14 protein-coding genes are annotated in these 11,601 nt (G+C 60.6%); 9 read left to right on the top strand and 5 right to left on the bottom strand.

Going from position 1 to position 11,601, the window contains the following annotated elements:
* Position 1: 1 nt before the first annotated feature.
* Positions 2-1,030, top strand: a complete 1,029-nt coding sequence (tdh, locus tag ACYVNQ_RS17630) for an L-threonine 3-dehydrogenase (protein WP_460903841.1) — start codon at positions 2-4, stop codon at positions 1,028-1,030.
* Positions 1,031-1,082: 52 nt separating this feature from the next.
* Here the strand turns inward: tdh and ACYVNQ_RS17625 are convergent, their stop codons facing one another.
* Positions 1,083-1,748 carry a YceI family protein gene (locus ACYVNQ_RS17625; protein ID WP_460903840.1) on the bottom strand — a complete coding sequence of 222 codons (666 nt, stop codon included), beginning with the start codon at positions 1,746-1,748 and terminating at the stop codon, positions 1,083-1,085.
* Between the two features lie 135 nt (positions 1,749-1,883).
* Between ACYVNQ_RS17625 and ACYVNQ_RS17620 the strand changes: the two genes are divergently transcribed.
* From ACYVNQ_RS17620 to ACYVNQ_RS17610, 3 genes are all read left to right on the top strand, one after another.
* Complete coding sequence (locus tag ACYVNQ_RS17620; protein WP_460903839.1) at positions 1,884-2,540, top strand: TetR/AcrR family transcriptional regulator; 657 nt, start codon at positions 1,884-1,886, stop codon at positions 2,538-2,540.
* A 15-nt stretch (positions 2,541-2,555) separates the two neighbouring features.
* Entirely contained in the window at positions 2,556-3,032 is a 477-nt protein-coding gene (locus tag ACYVNQ_RS17615) for a nuclear transport factor 2 family protein (RefSeq protein ID WP_460903838.1), read from the top strand.
* 235 nt (positions 3,033-3,267) lie between these two features.
* Positions 3,268-3,786, top strand: a complete 519-nt coding sequence (locus ACYVNQ_RS17610; protein WP_460903837.1) for a hypothetical protein — start codon at positions 3,268-3,270, stop codon at positions 3,784-3,786.
* 197 nt (positions 3,787-3,983) lie between these two features.
* On the opposite strand, the gene ACYVNQ_RS17605 is transcribed toward ACYVNQ_RS17610, so the two are convergent.
* A complete protein-coding gene (locus tag ACYVNQ_RS17605) occupies positions 3,984-4,199 on the bottom strand; it encodes a hypervirulence associated TUDOR domain-containing protein (protein ID WP_460903836.1) in 216 nt (71 codons plus the stop codon).
* Between the two features lie 491 nt (positions 4,200-4,690).
* Positions 4,691-4,891: a helix-turn-helix domain-containing protein gene (locus ACYVNQ_RS17600; protein ID WP_460903835.1), complete on the bottom strand. Its 201-nt coding sequence runs from the start codon at positions 4,889-4,891 to the stop codon at positions 4,691-4,693.
* 390 nt (positions 4,892-5,281) lie between these two features.
* On the opposite strand from ACYVNQ_RS17600, the gene ACYVNQ_RS17595 reads away from it, so the two are divergent.
* Positions 5,282-6,307 (top strand): alpha/beta hydrolase, encoded by a 1,026-nt coding sequence (locus ACYVNQ_RS17595; RefSeq protein WP_460903834.1) that lies wholly within the window; start codon positions 5,282-5,284, stop codon positions 6,305-6,307.
* A 41-nt stretch (positions 6,308-6,348) separates the two neighbouring features.
* On the opposite strand, the gene ACYVNQ_RS17590 is transcribed toward ACYVNQ_RS17595, so the two are convergent.
* A complete protein-coding gene (locus ACYVNQ_RS17590; RefSeq protein WP_460903833.1) occupies positions 6,349-7,821 on the bottom strand; it encodes a sensor histidine kinase in 1,473 nt (490 codons plus the stop codon).
* A 22-nt stretch (positions 7,822-7,843) separates the two neighbouring features.
* Positions 7,844-8,581 (bottom strand): response regulator transcription factor, encoded by a 738-nt coding sequence (locus tag ACYVNQ_RS17585; RefSeq protein WP_460903832.1) that lies wholly within the window; start codon positions 8,579-8,581, stop codon positions 7,844-7,846.
* 183 nt (positions 8,582-8,764) lie between these two features.
* On the opposite strand from ACYVNQ_RS17585, the gene msrB reads away from it, so the two are divergent.
* The 4 genes from msrB (at position 8,765) to ACYVNQ_RS17565 (ending at position 11,536) form a co-directional block, all read left to right on the top strand.
* Entirely contained in the window at positions 8,765-9,298 is a 534-nt protein-coding gene (msrB, locus tag ACYVNQ_RS17580; protein ID WP_460903831.1) for a peptide-methionine (R)-S-oxide reductase MsrB, read from the top strand.
* A gap of 181 nt (positions 9,299-9,479) precedes the next feature.
* Entirely contained in the window at positions 9,480-9,791 is a 312-nt protein-coding gene (locus tag ACYVNQ_RS17575) for a BufA1 family periplasmic bufferin-type metallophore (RefSeq protein ID WP_460903830.1), read from the top strand.
* 82 nt (positions 9,792-9,873) lie between these two features.
* The gene (bufB, locus tag ACYVNQ_RS17570) at positions 9,874-10,743 is read left to right on the top strand and encodes an MNIO family bufferin maturase (protein ID WP_460904949.1); all 870 of its coding nucleotides are present in this window, start codon (positions 9,874-9,876) and stop codon (positions 10,741-10,743) included.
* Positions 10,733-11,536 (top strand): HvfC/BufC N-terminal domain-containing protein, encoded by an 804-nt coding sequence (locus ACYVNQ_RS17565; RefSeq protein ID WP_460903829.1) that lies wholly within the window; start codon positions 10,733-10,735, stop codon positions 11,534-11,536. The genes bufB and ACYVNQ_RS17565 overlap by 11 nt, the downstream gene beginning before the upstream one ends.
* Positions 11,537-11,601: the final 65 nt, after the last annotated feature.

The following is an 11,601-nucleotide window of genomic DNA, read 5'->3' as shown; positions in this document are numbered from 1 at the left end:
CATGAAAGCATTGGCAAAACTCGAACGTGCCCCGGGCCTCACGCTGACCCGCGTGAAGAAACCCGAAGTGGGCCACAACGACGTGATGATCCGCATCACACGCACCGCGATCTGCGGCACCGACGTCCATATCTGGAAGTGGGACGACTGGGCGCAAAGAACGATTCCCGTGCCGATGCATGTTGGTCACGAATACGTCGGGGAAATCGTTGAAATGGGCCAGGAGGTACGCGGCTTTGCGATCGGCGATCGCGTGTCCGGCGAAGGACACATCACCTGCGGCTTCTGCCGCAATTGCCGCGCGGGACGACGCCATCTGTGCCGCAATACAGTTGGCGTCGGCGTGAACCGCGAGGGCGCCTTCGCCGAGTATCTGGTGATTCCGGCGTTCAACGCGTTCAAGATTCCGCCCGAGATTTCCGACGATCTCGCCGCGATCTTCGACCCGTTCGGCAATGCGACGCACACTGCACTGTCGTTCAATCTGGTCGGCGAAGACGTGCTGATTACCGGCGCCGGTCCGATCGGCATCATGGCGGTCGCGATTGCGAAGCACGTCGGCGCGCGCAACGTGGTGATCACCGACGTCAACGATTACCGGCTAGAGCTCGCGCGCAAGATGGGCGCAACGCGCGCGGTAAACGTTTCGCGCGAAACGCTGCGCGATGTGATGGCGGATCTCCACATGACCGAAGGCTTCGACGTGGGCCTCGAAATGTCCGGCGTGCCGAGCGCATTTACCAGCATGCTGGAAGCGATGAATCATGGCGGCAAGATTGCGCTGCTCGGCATTCCGCCCGCGCAGACGGCGATCGACTGGACCCAGGTGATCTTCAAAGGGCTGGAAATCAAGGGCATTTACGGTCGCGAGATGTTCGAGACCTGGTACAAGATGGTGGCGATGCTGCAAAGCGGACTCGATCTGTCGCCGATCCTCACGCACCGCTTTGCCGTGGACGATTACGAGCGCGCGTTCGCCACGATGATTTCCGGCGAGAGCGGCAAGGTCATTCTCGACTGGACGGTTTGATCATCCCGTCACCGGCCTCGCCACCCGCGCGAGGCCGACTTTAATCTCACCTTCAACCTCCCGCACTACCCGCCCGCGGCTTGTCGAACTCCGCCTGAATACGCACATGCACGTCATCGCCGACGGCCGGATACCACGTCGTCAGGCCGAACTTTGCGCGGCTAAAGCGACCTTCCGCTGAAAACCCCATCGTATCGAGCTTGGTCAGCGGATCGACGCCATAGCCGTTGAAGGTGACATCCAGCGTCACTGGCTGGGTCGCGCCGCGTATCGTCAGATCGCCGGTCAGCTTGCCCGTCGCTTCGCCGGTGCGTTCAAAGTGCGTGCTGACAAAGTGGATCTGCGGGTTGTTCGCGACGTCGAGCACGTCAGGGCCTTTCACCATCTTGTCGAGCAGCGGCACGTTGGTATCGAGGCTCGCGGCGTCGATGTCGATCGACACCGAGCTATTCGCCATTCCCCCTTCGCGCCAGTCGAGTTGTCCCTTCACGCGATCGAAGCGCATCGCAAATCGCGTGTACTTGAAGTGGTCGACGTCGAAGATCACGCTCCAATGATTCGCATCGAGCGTATAGAGGCCGACCGGCACTTTCGATTCCGTCGTACTGACCGTATGCGTGACCACCTGCAGCGGTGTGCAGGCAGTCAGGGCAGTGGCCACAACCGCGACGAGAAACAGCGCACGCACGGCGGCTGCACGAACAGCGGGATTCTTCATAGCTTCTCCGTTGAGCGACTCGCAACAAGATAGTGCATTCCCGTGATGTCTGCCAAAACTGTGCCCGAGCGCGTGTTCACGGCGGCCTGCAAACAATACTTGACGAGGTAGAATGAGCGTTCTACCATTCGCCGCATGGTTACCTCAACTGAATCGCCGACATCCAGCAGCGCCCGCGAACGGCTTCTCGCCGCGGCGGAAGCGCTGGTCTACGCCGGCGGAATCCATGCCACCGGTGTCGACGCGATCGTCAAGCAGTCTGGCACTGCGCGCAAAAGCTTTTACACGCACTTCGAATCGAAAGACGCGCTGATTGCCGCTGCACTTGAGCGGCGCGACGAGCGCTGGATGAACTGGTTCATACAAGGCACGTTGCGTCACGGAAAACGGCCGCATTCACGCCTGCTCGGCATGTTCGACGTGCTGCGCGAGTGGTTTGTATCTGAAGACTTTCACGGCTGCGCGTTCCTGAACGCAGCTGGAGAAATCGCATCGCCGGACGATCCGATCCGGGTTGTCGCGCGCGAGCACAAGGAGCGGTTGCTTGATTTCGTGCGTGCGCAGTGCGACGAATTTGTCGCATCGATCGGTGTCGATACGCGTCGCGCTGCGCGTCTGTCGCGTCAGTTACTGATTCTGATCGATGGCGCGATCGGCGTGGCGCTCGTCAGTGGCGACGCCGATGCGGCGCACGATGCACGCGGCGCCGCCGAAAAATTGCTGGAAGCGTGTTACCCACCTGCCCGTTCGCCGTCTGGCGGACATTCCCCTGTTGAGCAAGACTCTCACTGAGCTTAGGAGCCCATCATGGCTGAAGTCGAATCCCGTCCGCCGTTCCCGCCCTTCACGCGCGAAACGGCTATCCAGAAAGTGCGCGGCGCAGAAGATGGCTGGAACACGCGCGACCCCCAACGCGTGTCGCTGGCTTATACGCCCGATAGCGTATGGCGCAACCGCGTCGAGTTCGTCAAAGGCCGCGAGGAGATCGTCGGTTTGTTGACCCGCAAGTGGAAGCGCGAACTCGATTACCGCCTGATCAAGGAACTGTGGGCGTTTACCGAGAACCGCATTGCCGTGCGTTTCGCGTACGAATTCCACGACGATTCGGGTTCGTGGTTCCGCGCTTATGGCAACGAGAATTGGGAATTTGCCGAGAACGGCCTGATGGCACATCGTCACGCCAGCATCAACGAGATGCCGATCCGCGAAGCGGACCGCCTGTTCCACTGGCCGCTCGGCCGCCGCCCGGACGATCATCCGAGCCTGTCCGATCTAGGTCTGTAAGCCAGCGTCAAGTCTTCCTGCGGTGAACGTTTATGCCAAACGTTCACCGCTCTGTCATCAGCATTCCGCTATTGTCCTGCCTGCTGCGGTTTAGCCGCTTCGCGAGGCGGCCTGTTCCGAGGCAGTGCTCCATACGGCGCGTGCTGTTTGTGGGGTACAGTGCGCGTCGGGGCAGCAACTCCAAACAAAACCGCGGTTTTGATAACACCGGCGTCGCTCCGCCGGCGGAGAGGACATGCGTTTTCGGCAGATCAAGAACAAGATCGGGCGCGCCATCGCGGCGACGGCCCTGGGGCTTGCAGCGGCATCGTCTGCCCATGCGGCTGACTGGTGTTCGGGCGGCGTGTGGGTCGACGCGATGTTCGCCTCGTATCACATCGATCCGGATCCAGGCACACACTTCGAAGAATTCAATCCGGGTCTCGGCGTCGAGTGTTGGCTCAATGGCCAATGGGCGGTGACGGCCGGGGGCTTTCGCAATTCGCTGCGCCGGCCTTCGTACTACGGCGGCGGTGTGTGGGCACCGGAGTTCGCGCACTTTGGTTTCGTTCGCCTTGCAGTAATGGCCGGCATTATCTCGGGCTATAACTACGGCGACTGGGGTTTGGGCCGGAATCACTCGGTGGGGCCGGTCGCGGCGCCGATCATCATGACCGAGTACAAACGCGTGGGCATGAACTTCATTATCGTGCCGCCGATTCCTTCGGATAACTTGCCTTTCACGATTGGCTTTCAGCTGCGAGTGAAGTTCTGATCGTCAATGGTGAGGATTTCCAGGAGTATCGATCGAGGTGAAAGAGGTGAGGACGTAACGGAAGTGTCATAAACGCGTGTTGGCACGTCCCGAAAACGCTCACCCCACACTTCCCCTGCGATACGCTTCACGACCCCATCACCGCTACGCGCTGCACGTTCAACGCCAAAGGTGAGTCTTTTCGGGACCTGACGCGATCAATCCTTGATCCGTTGCAGTCCGTCAGCACGATGCACTGCATGTTTGCCAGACTTCTCGCTTGCGACTTCGTAATGCGGGTCGTCCTTCGAGGCGGCCACCGTATGACCTGCAATCGTCGTGCGGTGTGTGATTACGCGCACTACAACGCCTTGTGTCGCGCCTTGTGGGGTGTTCCAGCTTACGCGGTCGTGGGGTTTGAAGTGTTCGGTCATGGTTGCGCTCGGCGTTGAAAATGAGTGAACGGTGCCCAGGCGGCACCCGCTGGAACACGTGCAACGGCACACCAACTGTATGCGCAACCATCGTGCCGCGCGTCGATCTCCCGAAAACCCTCACCTTTGAGGAACTCACGGCGCCTTCCATCACGGCCACGAGAGGCGCGCCTCCATCAACGGGCCTGACCGCCAGAAAGCTAACTCTCCTTGGCAAACGGGCGGTGCCCATAAGGGGCGGACCACCTAGCCGATTGGATTGATAAATTCCACCGGAACAACATCTGTAAGCCAGACCTCGTTCTCCGCAAGAAAAAACCCGAAGCCGCGTTGATGCATCCTCTCTCAATGCCAGGAGAAGCCGTCGCAAGTCTCGCAGGTTGAAGCGCGTCGGTCAGCCGGCGTCCGCGACATCTGGGGCTGCTGCCCATCTTCAAAATGCGTTGCATCTGAGGTCGACCCAGCGTCGCGTTTCGGCCCACGGCCAAATATCAGCCACTCTCATTGACGTGAAACAGGCGGCAAATCTTCAACAGATTCTCGCCGGTGATATTCACCGCCGGCGCGACGCCGGGCGCGCCGACCCAGGCTTGAACTGTTGGCGCACTTACATTGAGTTCCGCGGCCGAGGCGCTCTTCTTCATCCCGCTCTCGGCGAGCACGCTGGCCAGTCGCTGGTTCCAGGTTTTCATAAGGTCAGCCTAAATCATTTGTCATTAGGCTGGCCTTGTTTTGGTATTTAGGTTGGCCTGATATTGAAGGTGGCGATCCAGGATTTAAGAGAAAAACCGATTCACCACATCGCGGCTTTTGTTGAGCGGGATGATGGACGGCGAGATCCAGAAGCGGTCCGTCCCACCAACGGACCAAAATGCGAAAGCTTGAGCATGTCAGCAACGCGAGTATGGCTATCGACTTCATCCAGCGCGCGCGGCGAACTCTTACATAAAGCATGCAATACGGCTTCCACGCATGACAGCGCATCAACCAAAGACCGCCGCTCCCATTAATCCCAAAACTCCTTTAACATCGCCGCGGACATTACCGAAAAAAAGCAATCCAATCACGACACAGGAGACACAATGAACAACCCCGAACACCCGCAGCAACCCGCTGAGCGACGCCGTTTCCTGCAAGGCGCGGCCATGGCGCTAGCAGCCGCCGCCATGCCGCTTTCCGCCAGCGCAAGTACGAACCCAGCCGCACCGCAAATCGTCGCCGAAGAATACTGGGCGCAAAAAGGCGCAGTAAAGCTATACATCTACCGCAAGCGCCTCGCAGACACTGCAAACACCAATGCCGCAACCAAACCCGTGCTCTTCCTCGTGCACGGTTCCTCCTTCTCCGGCCGCGGCGGCTTCGACCTGCAAGTCCCCGGCGCCGAAAACTACTCGATGATGGACGAGTTCGCGCGCAACGGTTTCGACGTCTGGACCATGGACCATGAAAACTACGGCCGCTCGTCGCAGACCGCAAGCAACTCCGATATCCGCTCCGGCGTCGAAGACCTGAAAGCAGCGATGCCGATTGTCGAAAAAGCAACCGGCCAAAAGACGTTCATGTTCTACGGACAATCTTCCGGTTCGCTGCGCCTCGGCGTGTTCGCAATGGAACAACCCGGCCGCGTCGACCGCATGGTGCTGGACGCATTCACGTACACCGGCGAGGGCGCACCGGAAATCATGCGACGCCGCGCGAACATTGCAAACCTGCAGGCCAGCAGCACCCGGCCGACGTCGCAAGCGAGCTTCGACGGCATCTTCTCGCGCGACGATCCATCGACGGTCGATCCGCGCATCCCCAAAGCGTTAGGCGATTACGAACTCAAACTAACCAACCGCACACCGAACGGCACCTACATCGACATGGCGATCCACATGCCGCTGGTCGATCCGAAACGGCTGCATTGCCCTGTGTGCATCACGCGAGCCGAACACGACGGCAATGCGACCGACGCAGAACTGCTCGAATTCTTCTCACAGCTGTCGAACAAGGACAAGCAGTTCAGCGAGATCAAGGGCGTGGCGCATATCGCTGTGCTGGGCATCAACCGCCATCGCATCTGGCACGTGATGAATTCGTTCTATACGATGCCCGCCGTGGCCTGAGCCTGAGTCCAAGGGGAAAACTGCAAAGATGTCGTAAGACATCAAGCGGTTTTCAACGCAAATGCAAACACACTGCCTTTGCCGTCATGCTCGACCAGCGCGATCTGGCTGCCATGAAGATGCAATATCTGTTGCACGATCAGCAACCCCAGCCCACCGACGCGCTGCGTATTCCCGCCCACGTTGACAGGCCGCTGAAACAGACTATCGCGCAACTCCACCGGAATACCCGGCCCCGTATCGCTGACCGTCACCACAATCTGTTCGCCACGCAACGCGAGCCCGACTTCAATCACACCGCGTTCCGGCGTATGGCGAATCGCATTGTCGAGCAGATTGGTCAACACACGTTCAATCATGCCGAGGTCCGCATACACCTCCGGCAAGCGCGGCGGAATATCCGCCCGCAACACGATACGGCGCGCCTCAGCCGCCAGTTCGAATTTCTCGAACACGTCCTGCAGCAAGTCAGCTAGCGAAAACGCTTCAGGCGCGATCTGGATCTGCCCATGCTCGAGGCGCGCCAGTTCGAATAGCGATTGCGCAAGGTGCCCCACCTTCGTGCTCTGCCCAAGCGCAATGCTCAGATATCGGCGCCGCTCCGGTTCCGCCAGCGTTTCGAATTTCAGCGAAAGCGCTTCGAGATACCCATGCAACGAAGTCAGCGGCGTGCGCAGATCGTGAGAAATATTCGCGATCAATTCGCGGCGTTCCTGGTCGCGGTACTTCAGTTCGCTCCACTGCTGCGCGATGCGATTCGACATCTGCAGAAAGGCTCGCTCCAGCATCGCGATCTCGCTGCTACCGCCGCCGCGCGCGTGCGTCGCGTTGAGCTGCGCCAGTTTCGTGGCTGCGCCGACTTCGTCGCCCGCATCGAAATCGCGCACGGCTTCAGTAAGACGCCCAAGCGGCCGCGTAATCAGGCGAAACGCCATCAACCCCGCAATCAGACCAAACAACGCGACCAGCCCCATCGACCATAGCGTCGTGCGCAATACCGAATTTCCTTCGATACGCGCGGCCCATTCGTCGTGCGCCTCGCCGAGCAGTACGACGTACACGTATCCATCCGTGGCGCCTTTGGGCCCGGTCAAAGCCGCCGCGCTGAACACCTTGCGGCCGTCGATACTGCGCGGATCGTCGCCGAGAATCGGCAGTGCATCGCCAGCCAGAAAACGTTGAATCGGACGCAGGCCCACCGCGTGCCGCTTCACATGTCCGGCCGGTGCATCGTCGCCTTTGATCTGCCCATGCGCGTCGAGCAGATAGACTTCGACGCTCGGATTCACGGCCATCAGCTGGTTGAACAGCGCCTTAAGCATGTCCTCGCGCGGGCCTTGTGCATCCATCAACGGCCCGTTCTGCGCGATATGCGACGCAAGGTCGTGCGACAAGCCTTGAATGACCTGCTGGTCGTGCTGATCGCTCGCGCGAATCTGCAGCCATGCAGACACGCCGCAGCTCACCAATAACAGTGCGGAAAACACTAACGACAGGCGCTGGGTAAGATTCACGTTGTTCCTTTCACCGGGCCGCTCAACCGGCTGAATCGCTTTTTGCGGGCGCTACCGGGTTTGCGTCGAAGCGATATCCGCGTCCCCACACGGTGACGATACGCACCGGTTCGGTCGGGTCGCCCTCGATCTTCGCGCGCAGCCGGTTGATATGCGTATTGACCGTATGCTCGTAGCCTTCATGCCGATAGCCCCACACGGTGTTCAGCAGATCCATCCGCGAGAACACTTTGCCCGGGTGGCTCGCGAAGTGATAAAGCAGGTCGAACTCGCGCGGCGTCAGTTCGACACGCTGACCGTCGATGCTGACGTCGCGCGTCACCGGGTCGATCGACAGGCCGAACGACGTCAGCGTGCCCGCCTGTGCGCGCAGGTCGCGCGACATTGCATCGACGCGCCGCAGCAGCGCCTTCAGACGTGCAATCAGTTCGAGTATCGAGAACGGCTTGGCGAGATAGTCGTCCGCGCCTAGTTCGAGCCCGATGATGCGGTGTACTTCGCTCGAACGCGCGCTGGTGATGATGATCGGCGTGTAGCTGGTCATCGCGCGAGCGCGCTTGCAGATTTCCAGGCCGTCGACGCCCGGCAGCATCAGATCGAGCACCAACGCGTCCCAGCCGCCTTGCGACAGCAACCGCAAGCCTTCGTCGCCGGTTGCGCTGTGCACCACTTCGTATTGCTCGTCGCGTAGATGCAGCGCGAGCACATTGGCGATATCGATGTCGTCTTCGACGATCAGCACACGCTTGGGTTGGGTCATTTTGACGGATGTAACGCGGTAGTTATACGCACATTGTGCAGAATTTCCCGCGATTCAGTTATCACGATAAATTTAACTTTCTGTGAGGACTTGGACACCGCAAGGGGGTTACTCTGCATACATGTTTGGTTCCGGCGCAAACGGACGAGGTCCGCAGCCGCGCCAACCTGTTCGGAGGCACACATGAAAAGCCGCAGACAGTTTTTCCTGACCGGTGGCGCCGCGCTGGCCGCGCTCGCGACGTTCCCGCAGTGGCGCGCATTCGCTGCGAGTCTGACGGGAGAGACGTCGGCCGCGGACGCCGCTGCCGCATTGAATGAACACTTCGACGTGACGCTGACCGAAGCACAGTGGCGCGAGCGGCTGAGCTCGTCGCAATTCGCGGTGCTGCGCGAGGCGGACACCGAACGCCCCTATTCGAGCCCGCTGAACGACGAGCACCGCGCGGGCCTGTTCGCCTGTGCCGGCTGCAGTCTAAACCTGTTTTCTTCGCGTACGAAGTTCAATAGCCACACCGGCTGGCCGAGCTTCTATGAGCCGCTCGACCACGCGATTGCGACGCATGTCGACCACTCGTTTCACACCACCCGCACTGAAGTGCATTGCAGCCGTTGCGGTGGCCATCTGGGCCACGTATTCGACGACGGCCCGCAGCCTACCGGCCTGCGTTACTGCATGAACGGGCTGGCCATGACGTTCAACCCGCAGGCCGTCTGAACCTGAGGCGCGCCGGCACTTCCGTGCCAAAGCCTTCCTGAGAAGTTTGCTGTAGCCCTGTCGGAAGCGAGTTCGAATCCATGCGCTGTGGAGGGATTCGTTCGCCCTCGAACTCGCTTCCGGTCGTGACCGGCGGCCGCAATCGTCGCGGTGCGCCAAATCAACTTAATGGAGAATTGCAATGTCGAAGAAGACCGCTGTTAGTTCCGCCGTGCTCGCCGGCGCATTGGCCGCTCTGCTGGCGTCGGCTGCCCACGCTGCACCGTTGACGGAAGCGGAAGGTAAAGCGGCTGTCGCTGCTCACAAGGAAAAGTGTTTTGGCGTCGCGCTGAAAGGCCAGAACGACTGCGCCGCCGGCCCCGGCACGACCTGCCAGGGTACGTCGACGATGGACTTCCAGGGCAATTCGTGGAAGTTCACGCAAGGCGGCACGTGCACCAGCATTGCGGTGCCGGGCGGTGGCCATGGCTCGCTGACGCCGATCAAGTCGTAATTCGCGGCTGAAGACGGGGACTGTCATGAGCGATCTGAACCGTACCGTGACGGTGGCCGCAGGTGATGGTCCCTGTCGCACGATGCAACAACGCACCTTGTTTGCCGGCACCAGTTTCAAGCATGAGCACCGCGCCGCGATTCTGGCCGACGGTGTCGAAGATGGCCTGTTTTTCGAAGTTCATGCGGAAAACTATATGGGCGCAGGTGGCCCACCGCATCGCGCCATCGCGGCCATCCGCGACGCGTATCCGATTTCGATTCACGGCGTCTGCATGTCGATCGGCGCAAACGAGCCGCTGAACGGCGCGCATCTCGCGCGCTTTCGCGAGCTGGTCGCGCGCTACGAACCGATGCTGGTTTCCGAGCACCTCGCATGGTCGACGCACGCCGGAACCTTCTATAACGACCTGCTGCCGCTGCCGTACACCGCCCAGACACTGGCCCGCGTGTGCGAGCACATCGACGAAGTGCAGGAGGCGATCCGGCGCCCGCTGCTGCTGGAAAATCCGTCCACCTACGTCGCATTCGATTCGTCGACGCTGAGCGAAACCGACTTTATCGCAGAGATCGTGCGCCACACGGGCTGCGGTCTGCTGCTGGATATCAACAACGTATTTGTGTCTGCCACCAATCACGGCTATTCGGCGCGGGCTTATCTCGAGCAGTTTCCGCTCGCCAGTGTCGGCGAGATTCATCTCGCGGGCCATACTGAGCAGCGCGACGATGAAGATGAACCGTTGCTGATCGACAGTCATGATTGCGCCGTTGCCGATCCGGTATGGGCGCTGTACGAAGATGTAATCGCACGCATCGGGCCCACTGCAACGCTGATCGAATGGGACAGCAGCCTGCCCGCATGGCCTGTACTACGCAGCCAGGCACGCGCTGCCATGCAGCGGATGGAAAGACATCGCCTGCCGGTCACAGCGGACATGAACGATGAAGCGTGAAGACCGCGGGCACCCGCGCACCGCTGAAGCCAACAACGACTTCGCCACGGCATTCGCGAGCGGCCTGACCGATCCGTCGGCGCCGCCACCCGCACAACTCGTCGCCGCCGCCGGAAAAGGCGTGATCAAGCGCTACAACGTCTATCGCAACAACGTCACGGTCAGTCTGATCGACTCGATTGCCGCGATCTATCCCGCAGTCCAGCGCATCACCGGCAACGAGTTTTTCCGCGCGATGGCGCGTTTCTACGTGCGTGCCGCGCCGCCGGTTTCGCCGCTGCTGTTCGACTATGGCCGCGGTTTCCCCAACTTCATCGAAGCCTACGAGTACGCGCAGCAGATGCCGTGGCTCGCGGACGTCGCGCGTATCGAGCGCGCGTGGCTGGATGCGTATCACGCAGCCGACCTGCCGGTGCTGCCCGCGCAGACCTTCGCGGAAATCGACCCCGCGCGACTCGGCGACCTGTGTTTCACGCGGCATCCGGCCGCGCGAATCGTGCGCTCCGCGTACCCGGCGGTAGCGATCTTCGCGATGAACCGGCAGGACGGCCCGGTCGAGCCGCTGTGTTCAAGCGAACGCGAGGACGCGCTGATTACCCGGCCCGAACAGGACGTGCTGGTGTCCCGCCTGCCCGAAGGCGCAGCGGTATTTCTGAACAGTCTCTTCGAGGGCGAGCCGTTGGGTGTCGCAGCCGCCGCGGCATTCGACGAAACGCCTTCCTTCGACCTCCCTGCAAATCTGGCGGGGATGATTACATCAGGCGTATTTAGCGCCATTTCACCTGGAGAATGATGACGATGTCGGACAGACAAAACGCACCGCCGGCGCTGGCCGGTACGCTTGCCGCCAGGATCGGC

The sequence above is a fragment of the Paraburkholderia jirisanensis genome (assembly GCF_054782355.1).
Note: the sequence above shows the minus strand (reverse complement) of the source record. Positions and strands in the feature narration are given on the sequence as shown.

Excerpts from the sequence above, each read along its gene's own strand:
- tdh (WP_460903841.1), top strand. The coding sequence starts at position 2 with ATGAAAGCATTGGCAAAACTCGAACGTGCCCCGGGCCTCACGCTGACC.
- ACYVNQ_RS17625 (WP_460903840.1), bottom strand. The coding sequence starts at position 1,748 with ATGAAGAATCCCGCTGTTCGTGCAGCCGCCGTGCGTGCGCTGTTTCTC.
- ACYVNQ_RS17620 (WP_460903839.1), top strand. The coding sequence starts at position 1,884 with ATGGTTACCTCAACTGAATCGCCGACATCCAGCAGCGCCCGCGAACGG.
- ACYVNQ_RS17615 (WP_460903838.1), top strand. The coding sequence starts at position 2,556 with ATGGCTGAAGTCGAATCCCGTCCGCCGTTCCCGCCCTTCACGCGCGAA.
- ACYVNQ_RS17610 (WP_460903837.1), top strand. The coding sequence starts at position 3,268 with ATGCGTTTTCGGCAGATCAAGAACAAGATCGGGCGCGCCATCGCGGCG.
- ACYVNQ_RS17605 (WP_460903836.1), bottom strand. The coding sequence starts at position 4,199 with ATGACCGAACACTTCAAACCCCACGACCGCGTAAGCTGGAACACCCCA.
- ACYVNQ_RS17600 (WP_460903835.1), bottom strand. The coding sequence starts at position 4,891 with ATGAAAACCTGGAACCAGCGACTGGCCAGCGTGCTCGCCGAGAGCGGG.
- ACYVNQ_RS17595 (WP_460903834.1), top strand. The coding sequence starts at position 5,282 with ATGAACAACCCCGAACACCCGCAGCAACCCGCTGAGCGACGCCGTTTC.
- ACYVNQ_RS17585 (WP_460903832.1), bottom strand. The coding sequence starts at position 8,581 with ATGACCCAACCCAAGCGTGTGCTGATCGTCGAAGACGACATCGATATC.
- msrB (WP_460903831.1), top strand. The coding sequence starts at position 8,765 with ATGAAAAGCCGCAGACAGTTTTTCCTGACCGGTGGCGCCGCGCTGGCC.
- ACYVNQ_RS17575 (WP_460903830.1), top strand. The coding sequence starts at position 9,480 with ATGTCGAAGAAGACCGCTGTTAGTTCCGCCGTGCTCGCCGGCGCATTG.
- bufB (WP_460904949.1), top strand. The coding sequence starts at position 9,874 with ATGCAACAACGCACCTTGTTTGCCGGCACCAGTTTCAAGCATGAGCAC.
- ACYVNQ_RS17565 (WP_460903829.1), top strand. The coding sequence starts at position 10,733 with ATGAAGCGTGAAGACCGCGGGCACCCGCGCACCGCTGAAGCCAACAAC.